This is a genomic window from Sphingosinicellaceae bacterium, assembly GCA_019285715.1.
Lineage (GTDB): Bacteria > Pseudomonadota > Alphaproteobacteria > Sphingomonadales > Sphingomonadaceae > Glacieibacterium.
The window spans coordinates 2,732,036-2,750,920 of sequence record CP079108.1; the positions used below are offsets into that span (position 1 = coordinate 2,732,036).

General features: G+C 66.9%; 17 protein-coding genes. 12 read left to right on the forward strand and 5 right to left on the reverse strand.

Features of this window, described 5'->3' with window-relative positions:
- The first annotated feature begins 191 nt into the window (after positions 1-191).
- The gene (locus tag KX816_12700; GenBank protein ID QXQ05136.1) at positions 192-1,556 is read left to right on the forward strand and encodes a chloride channel protein; all 1,365 of its coding nucleotides are present in this window, start codon (positions 192-194) and stop codon (positions 1,554-1,556) included.
- A gap of 212 nt (positions 1,557-1,768) precedes the next feature.
- Here the strand turns inward: KX816_12700 and KX816_12705 are convergent, their stop codons facing one another.
- Positions 1,769-2,554: a TorF family putative porin gene (locus KX816_12705; GenBank protein ID QXQ05137.1), complete on the reverse strand. Its 786-nt coding sequence runs from the start codon at positions 2,552-2,554 to the stop codon at positions 1,769-1,771.
- 411 nt (positions 2,555-2,965) lie between these two features.
- Between KX816_12705 and parE the strand changes: the two genes are divergently transcribed.
- A complete protein-coding gene (gene parE / locus KX816_12710) occupies positions 2,966-4,960 on the forward strand; it encodes a DNA topoisomerase IV subunit B (GenBank protein QXQ05138.1) in 1,995 nt (664 codons plus the stop codon).
- A 5-nt stretch (positions 4,961-4,965) separates the two neighbouring features.
- Here the strand turns inward: parE and KX816_12715 are convergent, their stop codons facing one another.
- Complete coding sequence (locus KX816_12715; GenBank protein ID QXQ05139.1) at positions 4,966-5,835, reverse strand: hypothetical protein; 870 nt, start codon at positions 5,833-5,835, stop codon at positions 4,966-4,968.
- 193 nt (positions 5,836-6,028) lie between these two features.
- Positions 6,029-6,697, reverse strand: a complete 669-nt coding sequence (locus tag KX816_12720; GenBank protein QXQ08550.1) for a DUF1013 domain-containing protein — start codon at positions 6,695-6,697, stop codon at positions 6,029-6,031.
- Positions 6,698-6,854: 157 nt separating this feature from the next.
- Between KX816_12720 and kynU the strand changes: the two genes are divergently transcribed.
- Entirely contained in the window at positions 6,855-8,072 is a 1,218-nt protein-coding gene (kynU, locus tag KX816_12725) for a kynureninase (GenBank protein ID QXQ05140.1), read from the forward strand.
- A gap of 1 nt (position 8,073) precedes the next feature.
- Here the strand turns inward: kynU and KX816_12730 are convergent, their stop codons facing one another.
- Positions 8,074-9,066 (reverse strand): NAD(P)H-quinone oxidoreductase, encoded by a 993-nt coding sequence (locus KX816_12730; protein QXQ05141.1) that lies wholly within the window; start codon positions 9,064-9,066, stop codon positions 8,074-8,076.
- Between the two features lie 47 nt (positions 9,067-9,113).
- Here KX816_12730 and KX816_12735 point away from each other — a divergent pair, with 47 nt between their 5' ends.
- Genes KX816_12735 through KX816_12750 form a run of 4 tightly spaced genes read left to right on the forward strand, consistent with a single transcriptional unit; the run spans position 9,114 to position 11,748 of the window.
- A complete protein-coding gene (locus KX816_12735; GenBank protein ID QXQ05142.1) occupies positions 9,114-9,314 on the forward strand; it encodes a DUF1192 domain-containing protein in 201 nt (66 codons plus the stop codon).
- Between the two features lie 2 nt (positions 9,315-9,316).
- Positions 9,317-10,216 (forward strand): aminotransferase class IV, encoded by a 900-nt coding sequence (locus KX816_12740; GenBank protein ID QXQ05143.1) that lies wholly within the window; start codon positions 9,317-9,319, stop codon positions 10,214-10,216.
- Positions 10,213-10,953, forward strand: a complete 741-nt coding sequence (locus KX816_12745; GenBank protein QXQ05144.1) for a sulfotransferase — start codon at positions 10,213-10,215, stop codon at positions 10,951-10,953. The genes KX816_12740 and KX816_12745 overlap by 4 nt, the downstream gene beginning before the upstream one ends.
- Before the next feature lie 51 nt (positions 10,954-11,004).
- Positions 11,005-11,748 (forward strand): dienelactone hydrolase family protein, encoded by a 744-nt coding sequence (locus tag KX816_12750; protein ID QXQ05145.1) that lies wholly within the window; start codon positions 11,005-11,007, stop codon positions 11,746-11,748.
- 222 nt (positions 11,749-11,970) lie between these two features.
- Here the strand turns inward: KX816_12750 and KX816_12755 are convergent, their stop codons facing one another.
- A complete protein-coding gene (locus KX816_12755) occupies positions 11,971-12,387 on the reverse strand; it encodes a hypothetical protein (GenBank protein QXQ05146.1) in 417 nt (138 codons plus the stop codon).
- Positions 12,388-12,490: 103 nt separating this feature from the next.
- Here KX816_12755 and KX816_12760 point away from each other — a divergent pair, with 103 nt between their 5' ends.
- From KX816_12760 to KX816_12780, 5 genes are all read left to right on the forward strand, one after another.
- Positions 12,491-13,603, forward strand: a complete 1,113-nt coding sequence (locus tag KX816_12760; protein QXQ05147.1) for an acyl-CoA/acyl-ACP dehydrogenase — start codon at positions 12,491-12,493, stop codon at positions 13,601-13,603.
- Positions 13,604-13,615: 12 nt separating this feature from the next.
- Positions 13,616-14,836, forward strand: coding sequence for an acyl-CoA dehydrogenase family protein (locus KX816_12765; protein ID QXQ05148.1), 1,221 nt, complete (start codon positions 13,616-13,618; stop codon positions 14,834-14,836).
- Between the two features lie 134 nt (positions 14,837-14,970).
- Entirely contained in the window at positions 14,971-17,355 is a 2,385-nt protein-coding gene (gene clpA / locus KX816_12770) for an ATP-dependent Clp protease ATP-binding subunit ClpA (GenBank protein ID QXQ05149.1), read from the forward strand.
- Positions 17,356-17,559: 204 nt separating this feature from the next.
- A complete protein-coding gene (locus KX816_12775; GenBank protein ID QXQ05150.1) occupies positions 17,560-18,270 on the forward strand; it encodes a DUF899 family protein in 711 nt (236 codons plus the stop codon).
- An 18-nt stretch (positions 18,271-18,288) separates the two neighbouring features.
- Positions 18,289-18,873, forward strand: coding sequence for a carboxymuconolactone decarboxylase family protein (locus KX816_12780; protein QXQ05151.1), 585 nt, complete (start codon positions 18,289-18,291; stop codon positions 18,871-18,873).
- Positions 18,874-18,885 lie beyond the last annotated feature (12 nt).

Below are 18,885 nucleotides of genomic sequence, written 5' to 3' on the forward strand. Positions count from 1 at the left end.
GCCAGCGCCGAGTGGAGGATTGCCCTTCGCAATCGTCCGCTCGGCGCGGACTCGCGCAGTAACCGGCCGGATAGACGGCGGGATTTCCCCGTCGCACTCGTCGACGTCGTCGGCGCTTTGCCGACCGTGGTCCTGCCGGGCGATCACTCCAGCCGTGCATGCGAGCGAGTTGATGCCTAAAGCATCCGCCCATGCGTGATCCCATCCCAGACCCGGCCTCCGGAGACCCCGCGGACCCCGGCACTGCCTCGCGCCGGCGGCGGATCGCCAGACGCTTCTATCTTGCCGCACGACAGCACGGACCGACCGCGCCCGTGTGGCGCACGCGCGCCGCCATTTTGTCGGGTGCGATCGTGCTCGGACTGGTGGCACTGCTGTTCGCCGATGCTGCCGACCGGGCCAATCGCCTTTTCCTCATCCTCTACGGGAAATGGCACTGGGCGCCGTTGATCGTGACACCCGCGGGGTTTGCGCTGCTGGTCTGGCTGACACGTCGCTTCGCGCCCGACGCGCGAGGTTCGGGCATACCGCAGATCATGGCGGCTCGCCACGAGCCCGAAGGCGCGATGCGCTCGCTGACATCGGCAAAGACCGCGATCGTAAAGTTCGGCATGACGCTGTCGGCGCTGCTGCTCGGCGCCTCGGTCGGACGCGAGGGCCCGACCGTGCAGATCTCGGCGACGATCATGGCCTACGCACATCGCCTGTTTCGCGTGCCAATCACGGCGTCGGTAATGGTCGCGGGCGGCGCGGCCGGGGTCGCCGCAGCATTCAACACGCCCCTCGCCGGGGTGACGTTCGCCATCGAGGAACTCGCCTCCTCCTATGAACAAAAGACGACGCTGCTGGTCATGACGGCCGTGCTGATCTCCGGCATGGTCAGTCTCGGACTGGCAGGCGACTATGTGTATTTCGGCGCGATGACCGGCGTCGTCTCGGTCCGCCAGGCGCTCACCGTCGTTCCTGTGGCGGGTGTCCTGGGCGGGCTGAGCGGCGGTGCGTTCTCGAAACTGATGCTGATGTTCGCGACCTCCAAAAGACCTGTGTTGACCGCCATCCGGCGTCGACCCGTCATCCTCGCAACCGTTGCCGGCCTCGTCGTCGCCGTGCTCGGGTGCACGACCGGCATGACGTGGGGAACCAGTTATGATCCCGCTCGCATGATCATCACCGGCGCGAGCTTGCCCTGGTGGTTCGGGCCCGCGAAGTTCGCAGCGACGCTGGCGACCGCGGTTTCCGGCCTCCCAGGGGGAATTTTCGCGCCGTCGCTCGCCGTCGGGGCCGGCCTAGGCGACCTGCTGCGGATGCTGTTCCCCGGCGCGGGGCTCGGCGCGGTCGCGTTGCTGGGCATGACCGGATATTTCACTGGCGTCGTCCGGGCACCGCTGACCGCCGTGGTCATCATCTCGGAAGCGACCGCGAGCCGGGGGTTGCTGCTACCGCTGCTGGCGACCGCTTTGATCGCGGACTGGGTCGCAGGACTGGTATCGCGCGAGCGCCTCTATCACGGGCTTTCCCAGGCATTCTTGCAGCGGGCGGTACCGCCCAAGGTGTAAGGGACGGTGCGCAGTTCCGCCTCCGCGCCGGGCGCGACCCGTCGATCGGCCGTCAGGGGTCCGCACATTCGATAAGCCGGTCAGCATAGCCGCCGCTGGCGTCGGACGGGGTGTACGAACGCACTCTCGCCGGCCGGTCTTCGCCGACTCCGGCGCCAAGTCGAAATTCGCGGAAGTCGCAAATCTCGCCTTAGCGCCGGGCGTCCTGCGACTTAAAACGCCGCCGTCAGGCTGACCACGACACCGTTCTTGGCGTTGTGATAAAGCGTCGTGCCCTTGCCGCCGGTGACGGCACGGTCGAGATCATTGCCGACGTACTGGAGGCCCAGCGTCAGGAATTTATACTTGGTGTCGACGCCGACCATGTAGTCGATCTTGCTGCTGGAGCCGTAGTCGAAGGCACCCTTCTCGCGGCCGACCGAGGCCTTGACGGTGAACGGCGTCTTGGCGATGCCGTAGGTGCCGAGCAGCCAGAGGTAGAGATTGTCGTTGTGGCCGGTATGGCTCTGCGACGGCGCGTAGTTGAGGCCCGCGGTGAGCCCGACCGGGCCGACGACGCCCGCAACTGTAGCGAACGGCTCGATGTAGCTGACGTTACGGCCGCCCGGATAGACGTAGTACAGCGCGCCGATCGTCGGGGTGATTGCGCCGAAGGTCTTCGAGTAGCCGACGGTCAGGTCGATTTCCTGCTCCGAGCCGTTGTGGAAGTTGTCGTTCTTGTCGACGTACGCACCGATCGGCTCGATGGTCGAACCCCAGATGCTCGCGAAAAGCCCGAAGCTGGTTGTCGCGGCGATGCTCGCCTGGCCCGCGATGTCGCGGTCGCTGAGGGACACGCCGCGGAAGCGGTAGTCGGTGACGAAGGCCGCGGTGCCGGTGAAGGTGATCGGCGGCGTTTCGGCGGCAGCTGCCGGCGCTGCGTCCTGTGCCTGGGCGACGGTGCCCGACAGCATCCATGCGAGCGCAGCGATCGCTGCTCCCTTGGTCTTGATGTTCATAGTTCACTCCCTGGTCCGCCCCGACCCGCATTTTAGCGAGAGAGGCCAACGTGCTGTTTCATGCACCCGCTCAGGGCGACCGTGGGTTCACGGCAGACTTCTTGAGCGGATGGTGCCGCGCCTTTGTGCGTCGCACAATAGCAAGCGTACGCGACGCGACGTTCGTGGCGCGATGTTGATTTCGGGCAACAGCGTAAAGAAGCCGTTACCGTCAATCGATTACCGGAAAGCCGGAGGCCCCACGAAAAAGGGGCCGGTGGTTTCCCACCGGCCCCGAAGTCAAATCCTTGGGGAGGATCGCCATATTGGCCTGATTGTTGTGCACTGCAGCAGAGCATATTGCAATGCACAAAATGACAGAACCGCACATTTTTTTGTACGCGGTTCGTACGCGCAGGCTAAGACCATTGCATGAGTGACCTGTTCGCGGCCACCGCCGCACCCTCCGATTACGACGCCAGCCACATCGAGGTGCTCGAGGGGCTCGAGCCCGTGCGTCGCCGTCCTGGCATGTACATCGGCGGAGTCGACGAGCGCGCCCTGCACCATCTCGCTGCCGAAGTCCTCGACAACTCGATGGACGAGGCGGTCGCCGGCCACGCCAGCCGCATCGAGGTCACCCTCAACGGCGACGGTTCGCTCAGTGTCAGCGACAACGGTCGCGGCATCCCGGTCGACGCCCACCCGCGCTTCCCGGACAAGTCGGCGCTCGAGGTCATCATGACCATGCTTCACTCGGGCGGAAAGTTCAGCGGCAAGGCCTATGCGACCAGCGGCGGCCTGCACGGCGTCGGCGTCTCGGTGGTCAACGCCTTGAGTTCGCAGCTCACCGTCGAGGTCGCGCGCAACCGCGAGTTGTACCGCCAGTCGTTCGCGCGGGGCTTTGCGACCACCGGGCTGGAGAAGCTAGGTGCCGTCCCCAACCGGCGCGGCACGACGATCTCGTTCATGCCCGACCCGCAGATCTTCGGCGATGACGCAGCATTCAAGCCGGCGCGGCTGTACAAGCTGGCGCGCTCCAAGGCGTATTTGTTTCGCGGTGTCGAGATCCGCTGGCGCTGCGACCCGGCGCTGATCACCGACACGACGCCCGCCACCGCGACCTTCCAGTTCCCCGGCGGCCTGGCGGACCATCTCCGCGAACAGCTCGGCGACCGCGACCTCGTCACCCCGGCCCTGTTCGAGGGCCGCGTCGACCTGCCCGTTAACGAGGCTGGCCAGTCGGCGGGCGCGGTCGAGTGGGCGGTGGCGTGGCCGCTCTACGGCGAGGGCGCGTCGAGCTATTACTGCAACACGATTCCCACCCCCGACGGCGGCACCCACGAGGCCGGTCTTCGCGCCGCGCTGTCTAAGGGCATAAAGGGGTTCGCCAGCCTCGTCGGCCAGGCCAAGCGCGCCGCCGACATGGCCCCCGAGGACGTCATGACCGGTGCCGAGATCATGCTGTCGCTGTTCATCCGCGAGCCGCAATTTCAAAGCCAGACCAAGGACCGCCTGACCTCCCCAGAAGCCGCCCGCCTCGTCGAGACCGCGCTCCGCGACCGCTTCGACCATTGGCTGGCCGACAGCCAGGACCGCGGCCGCGCCCTGCTCGGCTTCGTGCTCGAGCGCATGGACGACCGGCTGCGGCGCCGCACCGACCTCGCGAACCAGCGCAAGACCGCGGTCAACAAGCGCAACCTCCGCCTGCCCGGCAAGCTGACGGACTGCACGCGCAGTGCCGCCGCCGGCACCGAATTGTTCATCGTCGAGGGCGACTCCGCCGGTGGCTCGGCCAAGCAGGCCCGCGACCGCGCGACCCAGGCCGTGCTGCCGATCCGCGGCAAGATTCTCAACGTCGCCAGCGCCAACGCCGCCAAGATCGGCGCGAACACCGAGATCGCCGACCTCGCCCAGGCGCTCGGCTGCGGCACCCGCGAGCGCTTCGACCCGGCTCACCTGCGCTACGAGCGCGTCGTCATCATGACCGACGCCGACGTCGACGGGGCCCATATCGCGACACTGCTGATGACCTATTTCTTCCAGGAGATGCCCGGCCTCGTCCAGGCCGGACACCTGTTCGTCGCCCAGCCGCCGCTCTACCGCATGGCCCAGGGCGGCACCGTCGCCTACGCCCGCGACGACGCCCACCGCGAGGAACTGCTGAAGACCATTTTCAAGGGCAAGGGCCAGATCGACACCAGCCGCTTCAAGGGCCTCGGCGAAATGGCCCCCCAGCAGCTGCGCGACACGACCATGGACCCCGCCAAGCGGACCCTGCTGAAGGTCGTGCTGCCCACCGACTTCGACGGCAAGGCGGAGGTCAAGGATCTGGTCGAGCGCCTGATGGGCCGGCATCCGGAGCACCGGTTCGCGTTTATCCAGGCGAGCGCGAGCATGGTGGAGGCGGACGCGATCGATGCTTGAAACTGTTAGATGTCATCACTGTTTGGAAGCGCAGCTTCAGTGAGCCCTATGGGCAATAGCGGCTCTTCGACTGTTTGAGCTGGAATTTCTCGTAGCATGTAGCCGATCGAAGATCTGATCGCTGCCATGAGATCGATTGCTTCATCAACAGTTTCTAGTGTTTGCTCAGGGTGCATCAACGGGTTACGATGAAAATCTTTAATGCTTTTTAGATGTTCTCGTACTTCAAGCCTGCCAACATTCAAGTCGTTGAGGACCTTCAAGTAGTCCCCCATACTATTATTATGCGGTCGCAATCGTCCCGATGTTACAACGTCATAATATACGCGCAAGACACCCTCGTTCGCGCGGTGTAAATGAAATCCCGCCGCGGTGGGTAGCTCAAATGCGATACAGCGTGTTGCTTGCCGTAGATCGTTGACGACGCTCGGCACCTTCGTTAGCAATTCGATCGAAAATACAACTTCTCCTGACTCAGTCAGGGCTTGCGTATCAAATCCGCTCTTTTGCGAAACAAAATATGCGGCAGCAGTCTGGAGATCCGCAATGAAGATAGTCTCGAATTTCGGCTGAAGAGAATTTAGCTGAACAATGTCATAAACACTGAGGCTTTTCGTCCATTCATCACTATCTGCCATCTCTTTGATAAATCTATCAAGAAGATCGATTAGATTTTGACCTGCAATAAGCGTTGGAGGCCTGAAGATTGGACTAAAAATACTTTGATAGAGCACTTCGGCCAAGGCATCGCGGGCAATCTTTATTGCAAAATAGTTCTCCGAGTATGTTAAGTCTACCGTGGTCGGAGTAAGGTTCCGCAACGGTCGAATGCGTGTTCCAAGATCGTAGAGAAAGGCAAGATCGAGCCTTCGCATCGTAATTCACCGGGTTAGAGTTCTCGCTCACGTGCCCAAATCGTAACACAGAGCAAAGACACACCAATATCGCGGCAAAGCCGCGCCGTCAGACGGGCGGCGGTGGACCCGCCGCTTCGCCGACTGGGCTTGCGCGAGTCCGCACCTAAGCCAGCAAACGCGAAGGCGCGTTTACTGGCTTAGTCTCGGCCGCTCAGCGCCGGAACAGCGCGTCACCCTGCTCCTGAGCCGAGCCAACTTCCGTCGGCACCGGCCCATGCTCGGCGATATAAGCCGCCTGGACGCGCTCGGCATTGAGCTGGTCGATCATGGCGCTGCGGTCGTCCTCGAGCTTGCCGAGGTCGGGGCTGAGGTCGATGCCGGCCTTCTTGGCGGCGAGCGCGACCAGCGAGTCCATGTCGCGCTGGGTCGTCAGGCCGAGCGTGACGGGGTCCTTCGGCGTGATGTTGGCGATGTTCCAGTGGCTCTTGTCGCGGATTTTCGCGATCGTGTCCTTGGTCGTGCCGATCAGCTTGCTGATCTGGTTGTCGGTGATTTCCGGGTGGTTGCGGACGATCCAGGCGATGCCGTCGGGCTTGTCCTGGCGCTTGCTTACGGGCGTGTAGCGCGGGCCCTTGGTGCGGCGGGTCTGCTCGGGCTGCTTCTCGAGCACCAGTCGGGCGTTGCCGTCCTTGGAGACGCGGTCGATCTCGGCCTGGGTCAGCTCGCCGCTGCTGATCGGGTTGCGGCCGGTCAGCTTGGTCGCCGCGGTGTCGTCGGCGATCGCCTGGACCTCGAGGATGTGCATGCCGCAGAACTCGGCGATCTGCTGGAAAGTCAGCGCGGTGTTGTCGACCAGCCAGGCGGCGGTCGCGTGCGGCATCAAGGGCGTCATCGTTTGCTCTTTCGCAGATATAGGAACAGCCGCCCCTTGCGGGACGGCTGTGTTACAATTTCGATGTAAGCGCGCGTGTGGGTCTAAGCAAGAACATTGCGGGCTTTTCGTACGCAAATCGGCGAATCACGTTATGGAACGCGTCATGTTGACCCGCGAAGACGCCCTTTTGTACGATGCCGACGACGGCCTCGCCTTTGCTCGCGCTCGCTTCTCCTTGCCGCCGGGCGTGATCTACCTCGATGGCAATTCGCTCGGTGCGCTGCCCCGGCGGACGGCAGCGCGGGTGGCCGACACCGTGACCAAGGAGTGGGGCGAGGGGCTGATCCGCAGCTGGAACGATGCTGACTGGATCAACGCTCCGGCCAAGCTTGGCGCGCGGATCGCACGGCTGGTCGGGGCCGAGGCGGAAGAGGTGATCGTCACCGACTCGGTCTCGATCAACGTTTTCAAGCTCGCAGCGGCGGCGCTGGCGTTGCGGCCCGGGCGGCGCGTTATCGTTACCGAGGCGGGCAACTTCCCGACCGACCTGTACATGCTGCAGGGGCTGAGCCGCCTGACCGGAGCGGAACTGCGGGTGGTGCCAACTGCCGGCATCGCGGCCGCGCTCGACGACAGTGTCGCACTGCTGCTCCTGACCCACACACACTACCGGACCGGCGCGGTGCTCGACATGGCGGGCCTGACCGCGGCGGCGCATGCGGCGGGAGCGCTCGCCTGTTGGGACCTCAGCCATTCGGCGGGCGCGCTCGCGCTCGACCTGAACGGCGCGGATGCCGACATGGCGGTCGGGTGCGGCTACAAATACCTGAACGGCGGGCCCGGGGCACCGGCGTTCGCCTCCGTTGCGGCACGCCATCATGCCGAGCTTGAGCAGCCGCTGACCGGGTGGTTCGGCCACGCCGCGCCGTTCGACTTCGTCGACGACTACCGCCCGGGGGCGGGCATGCAGCGCCTGCTCGTGGGTACACCGTCGGTTATCGGAATGGCGGCGCTGGCGAGCGGGCTGGCGACCTTCGACGGGGTAGACATCGTAGCGGCAGCGGCCAAGTCGCGCGCGCTCGGCGACCTGTTCCTCGACCTCGCCGCCGAGAGCTGCCCGCAGCTGACGGTCGCCTGCCCCCGCGACCACCGCGGCGCGCAGGTCAGCCTGTCGCACCCGGACGCCTACCCGATCATGCAGGCGCTGATCGCCCGCGGCGTCATCGGCGACTTCCGCGCGCCGGACGTGCTGCGCTTCGGCTTTCCGGCGCTGTACGTGCGCTTCGTCGATGTCTGGGACGCGGTCGCCATCCTCGCCGACGTGATGGAACACGAGGACTGGCGCGCGCCTGCACATCAACAACGGCGCGCGGTGACGTAAGCTAGCCCGCGGCCAGCAGTATCTTGCCGAAATGGTCGCCCGCCTCCATGCGGCGGTGCGCGTCCGCGGCCTGCGCCAGCGGATACACCCGGTCGGTAACGGCCTTCAATTGGCCGGTCGCGAACAGCGGCCAGACCTCGCGCTCGAGCGCCTCGGCGATCGCCGCCTTGAACGCCACAGGACGGGGGCGGAGCATCGAGCCGCTCAGCGTCAGGCGCTTGCGCATCAGGTCCATGAAGCTGACCTCCGCGACCGGGCCGCGCTGGAAGGCGATCGAGACGTGGCGGCCGTCCTCGGCGAGGCAGGCGAGGTTGCGCGGGATATAGTCGCCGCCGACCATGTCGAGGACGACGTCGACGCCCTTGCCGCCGGTGATCCGCTTGACCTCCGCGACGAAGTCCTGCGCCTTGTAGTCGATGGCGTAGTCGGCGCCGATGCCGAGCGCCGCCGCGCACTTGGAGGCGCTGCCGGCGGTGACGATGACCGTCAGCCCGCGGGCCTTGGCCAGCAGGATCGCGGTGACGCCGATGCCCGAGGTGCCGCCGTGGACGAGCACGGTCTCGCCCGCCTTGGCGGCGCCGCGGTCGAACAGGTTGGACCAGACGGTGAAATAGGTCTCGGGCAGCCCGGCCGCGTCCTCGAGGTCGAGGCCGGCGGGGATCGGCAGACACTGGCCGGCGGGGGCGACGCAGAACTCGGCATAGCCGCCGCCCGCGAGCAGGGCGCAGACCTTGTCGCCCGCGTTCCAGCGCCCGGAGCCGACGAGCACTTCGCCTGCGACCTCCAGCCCCGGGATCGACGGCGCGCCCGGCGGCATCGGGTAGTGGCCCTGGCGCTGGAGCACGTCGGGGCGGTTCACGCCGGCCGCGACGACGCGGATCAGCACCTCGCCGTCGCGCGGCTCGGGGACGGGGCGCGATACCGGCACCAGCACTTCCGGGCCGCCGGGAGTGGCTGGATCGATGGCGGTCATGCTGGCGGTGATGTCTGTCATGGGCGCGATATTGACTTGAGCGCCGCCCGGGTCAACGCTTTGCGGCGATGGACATGGACGACATCCTGCCGCCGCCGAGGAAGGACTCGGTGCTGGCCCAGCTGGTCGCGGAGGACCTCGACCGCCTGTCGGTGAGCGAGCTCGACACCCGTATCGCGACGCTTGAGGCGGAGGCGGCGCGGACCCGGGCGAAGCGCGACGGGGCGACCAAGTTCCGCAGCGCCGCCGACGACCTGTTCAAGCGCTAGGCGTGGCCGGCAGCCAGGATTTCGCTGCAGATCCGCGCAACGAGCGGCTGCTGATCTACCTGAATGGTCGGATTGTTACGCATAGCGAGGCTTTTGTGTCGGTTTTCGACGCGGGTTTCGTGCTCGGGGACGGCATCTGGGAGGGGCTACGGCTGCACCGGGGCCGGCTGCTATTCCTACAGGCGCACCTCGACCGGCTGTTCTGGGGGGCCGGGCAGATCGGCCTCGACATCGGCATGGACCGGCCCGGAGTGACCGCGGCGCTGCAGGCGATCCTCGACGCCAACGCCATGACCGACGGCGCTCACCTGCGCCTGATGATCACCCGCGGCGAGAAAGCCGCGGCGAACCAGGACCCGCGCAATGCGCTCGGGCGGCCGACGGTGGTCATCCTCGCCGAGTACAAGCAGCCCGCGCCCGCGCTCCGGACCCGCGGCCTCAGCCTCCACACCGCCGGCATCCGCTGTACGCCCGCCACGATGTTCGACATGCGGATCAACTCGCACAGCCGCCTGCCGCTGATCCTCGCGTTGAATGAGGCGATCGGGGCGGGAGCGGACGAGGCGTTGATGCTGGATCCGGAGGGCAATATCTCGAGCTGCAACGCGACCAACTTCTTCTGGGTCGTCGGTGGCGAGTTGCGCACGTCGACCGGCACGTGCTGCTTCAACGGCGTGACGCGCGCCAACGTCATCGCGCTGGCAGAGGCCAACGCCCTGCCCTTCCAGCGCGGCGACTTCGCGCCCGACGACCTGCTCGGCGCCGACGAAGCCTTCGTCACCGGAACCTTCGGCGGCATCACCCCGGTCCGCAGCATCGACGGCCGCGCCCTGCCCGCCGCCCTCCCCGGCGCGGTCACGACCCGGATGATCGCGCTTTACGAAGCCCTGAAGGACGCATGACGATCCGGATCGCGATGTGGTCGGGGCCGCGCAACCTGTCGACCGCGCTGATGCGGAGCTTCGGCGCGCGCGCCGATACCGTGGTCAGCGACGAACCCTTCTACGGCGCCTACCTGAAAGCGACCGGCGACGACCAGCCGATGAAGGAGGCGGTTATCGCCGCGATGGACTGCGATTGGCACAATGTCGCCCGCACCCTGTCCGGCGCGGCCCCCGGCCCAGCGCCCAGCGACGCCACGGTCTGGTACCAGAAGCACATGGCGCACCACATGGAAGGACCGATCGGACCCGCCGACCTGACCGGCCAAGTCCATGCTTTCCTGATCCGCGACCCTGCGCGGGTCGTCGCGAGCTATGCCGCCAAGCGCGTCAGCGTGAACGCCGGCCACCTCGGCCTCGCCCGCCAGCGCGCCTATTTCGACCGCGAGGCGGACCGGCTCGGGCACGCGCCGCCGGTGGTCGATGCGGCGGATATCCTCGGCGATCCGGCGGGGGTGCTGGCGAAGCTGTGCGCGGCGCTCGGGATCGGCTGGGACCCGGCAATGCTGGCGTGGGAGCCGGGGCGGCGGGCGACCGACGGGGTCTGGGCGAGCCACTGGTACGGGGCGGTCGAGGCTTCGACGGGGTTCGGGCAACCGGATCGGAGCAAGGTCGTTGTGCCAGCCGAGGCGCTGCCCGTGGTGGCCGAGTGCCTGCCGCATTACGAGTATCTATCGGGGTTTCGGCTGAGCGCCTAACGACGTCCTGCCCTGGCAAATGCACCCGAAGTCATGGCCGAGGAACCGCCGATGCCCGACGAACACGTCATTATACGGACCCGCGACGGCGATTGCCCGACGCACGTCATGACCCCGGCCGGCGACGGGCCGTGGCCGGCCGTGGTATTCTATATGGACGCCGGCGGGGTCCGACCAGGCGTGCTCGACATGGCACAGCGGCTCGCGGACGCCGGTTATGTCGTGCTGCTGCCGGACCTGTTCTACCGTTATGGTCCCTATGGCCCGCTCGTGCCGGCGGAGGTATTCGCCGGCGATGTCCGCGCCATTCTCGGTCCATTGGTAGCGACGACCGGCAACGACAAGGCGGCCGAGGACACCGGGGACCTGCTCGCCTATCTCGACACGCGCGGCGACGTCGCGGGCCGCAAGCTTGGCGCGCTGGGCTTCTGCATGGGCGGCGGAATGGCGCTGGCGGCGGCCGGGACCTACCCCGACCGCTTCGCTGCAGTCGCCAGCTTTCATGGCGGAAATCTCGCGACCGACGCTCCGACCAGCCCGCACCGGCTCGCGCCGAAGCTGGCGGCCGAGGTCTATGTGGGCGTCGCGGAGAACGACGACAGCTACCCGCCCGAGATGGCGAAGCGCCTCGAGGCGGCGCTAGCCAAAGCCGGCGTGCACCATTGCACCGAAACCTACGCCGCCGCGCATGGCTGGATGATGCCGGATTTCCCCGTGTACGACCACGACGCTTCCGAACGCGGCTGGGACCGGATGCTCGCGCTCTTCGACCGGACACTGCACCCCGGCCGGTAACCTTCGAGGCATTGCTCAGCGACGCGTACCAGCGACGCCGAGTTGTCTTCTTGAGTGATCTTCTTCGCAGCAAGATTGTTGGTCACGAAGTAGAACAGTGTCATCCCGGGCTCGACCCGGGACCCAGCTACTCCGAACTGGCGCGTTGGGTTAGCTGGGTCCCGGGTCAAGCCCAGGATGACAATGGGGTTTGCTTCCGCCCGTTAATCGGCCGCTGCGGCGCTAAACGATCGGCGCGTCGCCACTCCCCGCGACCAGCTGCTTCGCAAACCCGTCGCCGCTGCCGAACACGATCCACAGCGGCGTGCCGACCGCGGTCCCGAGCGCGGTCAGCACGGCGAACGTGCCGCCGAACAGCGCGACCATCGCGGTCGCGGCACCGACGCCGGCGCGCTCGGTGGTGCTGCGCTCGTCCCAGGCATTGCGCTTGATGGCGTCACCGATGCGGCGGATCAGGGGCCAGGCGGTGGTGCTGTCGACGGTCGCCATGAAGGCGGCACGCGCCTTGCCGAAGCCGTCGTCGCTGCTATCACGAATGCTCAGCAGCGTGCTCGCCCACTTCGACAGCGCCAGCCGCTCTTCGGGAGTCGCGCCCTCCAGCAGTTCGGTGGCAACCTGGTTCTCGACTCGATCCGTCATGGAAATCTCCTCAGGCCGTTGCTCGTCTAAGATAGGGTGACGCAGGGGCTTGTGCGAGGCTGACGTTAACGTAAAGTGATCGCGTCCTCTGGGGAGAGCACGCTTGAATTTCGATTTTTCCGACGATGCGAAGGCGTTGCGCGAACAGGCGCGGCGCTTCCTCGACGAGCGCGCCGGGTCAAAGGTGGCGCGGGCTCAGATGACGTCGGATGCCCCCTATGACACAATGCTGTGGAACGCGGTGGTCGAGCTCGGCTGGACCGCGGCGCGCGTCCCCGAGGCGCTCGGCGGCATCGGGCTCGGCGGCGACGAGGCGTGCGTACTGGCCGAGGAGATCGGCCGGGCGCTCGCGCCGGTGCCGTTCATGGCGACGCTGCTGGCGACAGAGGCGCTGCTGCTCGCCGGCACCGACGCGCAGAAGGCGAAGTGGCTGACGGGGTTCGCCGCGGGCGCGCTGATCGGCTGCACCGGCTGGGGCGAGGGCACCGCGCTGAGCCCCGCCGCAGCCACGGCAAAGGTCACCGGCGACCGCATTACCGGCGTGAAAACTCCGATCGCCGACCTGAACGGTGCCGACGTCGCGATCATCTCGGCAACCGGTCCCGACGGCGTCCAGCTGTACCTGATCGACCTGACCAGCCCCGGTGTCGTCCGCGAGACCGAGGATACAATCGACCTCGTCCGCCGCCACGGCCGGCTGACCCTGACCAACGCGCCCGCCGAGCCGCTGGGAACACCGCAGGATTATCACGACTGGCTCGACCGGGCGGCGGTACTGACCGCGTTCGAGGCGCTCGGCACGGCAGCGGCGGCGATGGAGATGACCGTCGCCTACGCCAAGGACCGCACCGCGTTCGGCCAGAAGATCGGGCGTTATCAAGGCGTCAAGCACAAGTGTGCGGACATGTACATCAAGGTCGAGCTGGCCCGCGCCCACGCCCTCCACGGCGCCTGGGCGATGCAGGCCAACGACGGCAGCGGCGCCGCGGAGCTGCGGCAGGCGGCGTCGGCAGCCCGGGTCTCGAGCCTCGATGCGCTCAGCTACTGCGCCGAGGAGAACGTCCAGCTGCACGGCGGCATCGGCTTCACCTGGGAGAGCGACTGCCAGTTCTACTACCGCCGCAACCGCGCCATCGTCGCGTCGTTGGGATCGCGGAACTGGTGGGCGGACCGGCTGGTTCGCGCGCTCGAACGGCGCAACGCGGCGGCGGCTTGAGGAGTATCTGAGATGGACTTCAACGACACCCCCGCCGAGGCCGCGTACCGCACCCAGGTCCGCGACTGGCTAGACGCCAACATCGGCGAGTACCGCGACCTCCCCCCGACGCCGTGGGACCGCGACGCCTTCGTCAAGCACTCGCGCGCCTGGCAGAAGACCAAGCACGCCGCCGGCTATACCGGCATCACCTGGCCGAAATCGATGGGCGGACAGGGCCAGGGTCCGATGAACCAGATCGTCTACAACCAGGAGGAGAGCCGCTTCCACGCGCCGACCGGGTTGTTCTCGATCGGGCTCGGCATGTGCATCCCGACGGTCTTCACCCACGGCAGCGCCGATGTCGTCGAGCGCTACGTCGCCAAGGCGCTCGAGGGCGAGGAGGTCTGGTGCCAGCTGTTCTCGGAGCCGGTCGCGGGGTCCGACCTCGCGGGCATCCGCACCAAGGCGGTCAAGGACGGCGACGAGTGGGTGATCGACGGCCAGAAGGTCTGGACCACCAACGCGCATCTGTCGGACTTCGGCATCATCGTCTGCCGTACCGACCCGTCTAAGCCCAAGCACAAAGGCCTGACGATGTTCATCGTCGACATGCACGCGCCCGGCGTCGAGGCGCGGCCACTGAAGCAGATGTCGGGCGGCAGCGATTTCAACGAGGTGTTCTTCACCGGCGTCCGGGTCCCCGACACGCACCGGTTGGGGGCCGAGGGCGACGGCTGGAAGGTCGCGCTGACGACGCTGATGAACGAGCGTCTCGCGGTCGGCGGCAAGCCCCGCCACGCGCCGGGCTACCAGACCCTGCTCGACATGGCCAAGCGCGTCGAGACCGAGGCCGGCACCGCGATCGACGCCTCGGACGTTCGCCAGCGCATCGCGGCGACGTACATTGCCGACGAGGGCATCAAGCTGACCCAGATGCGGGCGCTGTCGGCGCTGTCGAAGGGCGAGACGCCGGGGCCGGAGTCGTCGATCTCCAAGGTCGTCGTCGCCAAGACCATGCAGGAAATGGCGGCCTTCGCGCTCGACCTGCAGGAGAGCGCGGGCTTCATCACCGGCGGCACCGACCCCGAGGTCGAGCGGCTGCAGGGCAGCTACATGTGGTCCGCGGGCCTCCGTATCGCGGGCGGCACCGACGAGATCCTGCGCAACATCATCGCCGAGCGCGTCCTCGGTCTGCCCGGCGACCTCCGCCCCGACAAGGACCTGCCGTTCAACGCCAGCGTTGCCGCCTAGCCGAGGGGCTTTCGGCGGGGGTGCGACCCCGCCGCCGTTGGCATGTGCGGCGACCCCCTTGCAGTTTGCCTGCATCAGGGTGACATTCCCTGAGACAGCCGCACAGAGTCCCGGTGCGGCCCAGGGAGAATTCCATGCCCTCGTTCACGCGTGAACTCGAACATAGCCTGCACAACGCGCTCGCCGAAGCGAGCCGGAGGCATCACGAATACGCCACGCTCGAGCATCTGCTGCTCGCGCTGACCGCCGACGCGCATGCGTCCGCGGTGATGAAGGCGTGCACCGTCGACGTCGACGACCTCGCCGCCAAGGTCACCACCTACCTCGACACCGAACTTGGCGCCCTGAAGGCCGATGCCAGCGTCGAGCCGTCGCCGACCGCCGGTTTCCAGCGCGTCGTCCAGCGCGCCATCCTCCACGTCCAGTCGTCGGGCCGCGAGGAAGTCACCGGCGCCAACGTCCTCGTCGCCTTGTTCTCGGAGCGGGAGAGCCACGCGGTGTTCTTCCTGCAGCAGCAGGACATGACGCGTCTCGATGCGGTCAGCTTCATCAGCCATGGCATCGCCAAGACCGGCCCCGGCGAGACCCGCCAGATCAAGGGTGCGGCGTCGTCGGACAAGGAAGAGCCTGAGGCGAAGGAGCCTGCGGGCAAGTCCGGCGGCAAGGCCGAGAGCGCGCTCAAGCAGTTCACGGTCAACCTCAACGAGAAGGCCAAGAAGGGCAAGGTCGACCCGCTGATCGGCCGCCATGCCGAGGTCGACCGGACCATCCAGATCCTGTGCCGCCGGTCGAAGAACAACCCGCTGTACGTCGGTGACCCCGGCGTCGGGAAAACCGCGATCGCGGAAGGCCTGGCGCGCAAGATCGTCGAGGGCTCGGTCCCCGACGTGCTCAAGCCCGCCGTGATCTACTCGCTCGACATGGGCGCGCTGCTGGCCGGCACGCGGTACCGCGGCGACTTCGAGGAGCGGCTGAAGAACGTCGTCACCGAGCTCGAGAAGCTGCCGCATGCGGTGCTGTTCATCGACGAAATCCACACCGTCATCGGTGCGGGTGCGACGTCGGGCGGCGCGATGGATGCGTCGAACCTGCTCAAGCCGGCGCTGTCGTCGGGCGCGATCCGCTGCATCGGCTCGACGACCTACAAGGAGTTCCGCAACCACTTCGAGAAGGACCGCGCGCTGCTGCGGCGCTTCCAGAAGATCGACGTCAACGAGCCTTCGGTCGAGGATTCGATCAAGATCCTGATGGGCCTGCGGTCGAGCTACGAACTCCACCACCACCTCAAGTACACGCCCGAGGCGATCAAGGCGGCGGTCGAGCTGTCGGCGCGGTACATCAACGACCGCAAGCTGCCGGACAAGGCGATCGACGTGATCGACGAGACCGGTGCGTCGCAGATGCTGCTGCCCGAGAACCGTCGCAAGAAGGTGATCGGCGTCAAGGAAGTCGAGGCGGTGATCGCTACCATGGCGCGCATTCCGCCGAAGTCGGTGTCGACCGACGACACCAAGGCATTGGCAACGCTCGAGAGCGATCTCAAGCGCGTGGTGTTCGGGCAGGACAAGGCCATCGAGCGCGTCGCCTCGGCGATCAAGCTCAGCCGCGCCGGCCTGCGCGAGCCGAACAAGCCGATCGGCAGTTACCTGTTCTCCGGCCCGACCGGCGTCGGCAAGACCGAGGTGGCGCGCCAGCTGGCGTCGATCCTCGGCATCCCGCTGACCCGCTTCGACATGAGCGAGTACATGGAGCGTCACTCGGTCAGCCGGCTGATCGGCGCGCCTCCGGGCTATGTCGGGTTCGACCAGGGCGGCCTGCTGACCGACGCGGTCGACCAGAACCCGCATGGCGTGCTGCTGCTCGACGAGATCGAGAAGGCGCATCCGGACCTGTTCAACATCCTGTTGCAGGTCATGGATAACGGCAAACTGACCGACCACCACGGCAAGACCGTCGATTTCAGGAACTCGATCCTGATCATGACGACCAATGCCGGGGCCGCCGACATGGCCCGCGAGGGTGTCGGCTTCGGCTCGGTCGAGCGCAGCGGCGAGGACGAGGAGGCGATCAAGCGGATGTTCACTCCCGAGTTCCGCAACCGCCTCGATGCGACCATCGCCTTCGATTACCTGCCGCCGGCTGTCGTCTCGCGCGTCATCGACAAGTTCATCCTCCAGCTGGAGCTGCAGCTGCAGGAGCGCGATGTCCACATCGCTGTCGCCGACGATGCGAAGGCGTGGCTGATCGAGCGTGGCTACGACAGGCTTTACGGCGCGCGTCCGCTCGGCCGCCTGATCCAGGAGAAGATCAAGCAGCCGCTGGCCGAAGAACTGCTGTTCGGCAAGCTGGTCCACGGTGGCGAGGTCCGGGTCCATGCCAAGGACGACGGCCTCGGCTTCGAGATCGTGCCGGGTGTCGCCAAGCTGAAGAAGGGCCGCAAGGTCAAGGGTGTCATCCCGGTCGCACCCGCGGCCGACGATGCTTCCCCCGCCAGCGACGAGCCGCTCGTCGAAGTCTGATCGGCTCTACGCTCGCGTCATTCCGGCGGACGCCGGAACCCATCTCCCGAACTCAGGAGATGGGTCCCGGCTTTCGCCGGGATGACGGAGTGGGGGCCGACCCTGCCGAGGCATTACGGTATCGCCCGCCAACCTCGTTTCAAACGGGCTGACCGGGCCGCAAGCCGGTGTTATGATGCGACATTCCGCCACGGAGTCCGTCGCATGAACGCACCCTCGGCTCTCGTTCCCGCTGCCGAGCTCGCACGCCGCAGCCCGGTCCGCTTCCCGAACGAGAGCGCCGAATACCGCTCTGCCCGCACCGCGCTCCTCGCCGAGGAAATCGAGCTCCGCCGCCACCTCGAACGCGTCGCCGCACAGCGTCGCGCCCTGCCGCCGGGCGGCGAGGTCCGCGGCGACTACCGGTTCGAGGGCGAGGACGGACCGACCGACTTCGACGGGCTGTTCGGGGACAAGCAGACGCTCGCCGTCTACAGCTTCATGTTCGGACCGCAGCGCGAGCGGCCCTGTCCGATGTGTACTAATTTGCTCGGCTCGCTCGACGGCACCGCTGGCGATATCGACCAGCGCATCGCCTTCGCGGTCGTCGCGCGCTCGCCGGTCGAGCGCCTCGTCGCCTTCAAGCGCGAGCGCGGCTGGCAAGGGCTGCACCTCTACCGCGACCTCAACGACGCGTATTCGAGGGACTATTTCGGCCTGCTCGACGACGGCTCAGAAGTCCCGGCGCTCAACGTCTTCACCCGCAGCGACGGCGTCATCCGGCACTTCTGGGGCGGCGAGATGACTGGCGACGCGGCCGACCCGGGCCAGGACCCGCGCGGCAGCCCCGACCTGCCGCCGCTGTGGAATATTCTCGACCTGACACCCGAGGGGCGCGGCAAGGACTGGTATCCCAGCCTCGCTTACGGCCACTAAATCCGCCTAGTATCCGGCATGGACATTCCGCCCCGCACCGCCCGCCCCCGCGTCACCCCACTGGAGGTCGAGCAGTGGGAGCCGAAGCTGCGCGAGCAGATGGTCGCCGGCCGCCCGGTCGAGATGGGCGAGAGCGCCGCGCCGGTGTTCAACATCTTCAAGACGCTCGCCAATCACCCGGCGCTGGCGCGGGGCTTCCTGCGCTGGGGCAACCAGGTGCTGTTCCGCTCGACGCTGCCCGCCCGCGAGCGCGAGATCGTCATCCTGCGCGTCGGCTGGCTGTGCCGTGCGACATACGAATGGCATCACCATGTCACTATCGGCCGCGATCACGCCGGGCTCGGCGACGAGGACTTCGCCTGGATCAAGGCCGGCCCCGACGCGCCCGGTCCTGCGGACACCGACCGGGCGCTGCTTCGCGCCGTCGACGAGCTGGTCGGCGATCACTTCATCGGCGACGCCACGTGGGCAGAACTGGTCAAGACCTGGTCGACCGAGCAGGTCATCGATCTTGTCTTCGCGGTCGGCAACTACACCATGGTGAGCATGGCCCTGAACAGCTTTGGCGTCGCGCTCGAGCCCGGCTACGGTGGTCCCGACTGACCGGGGGACCTG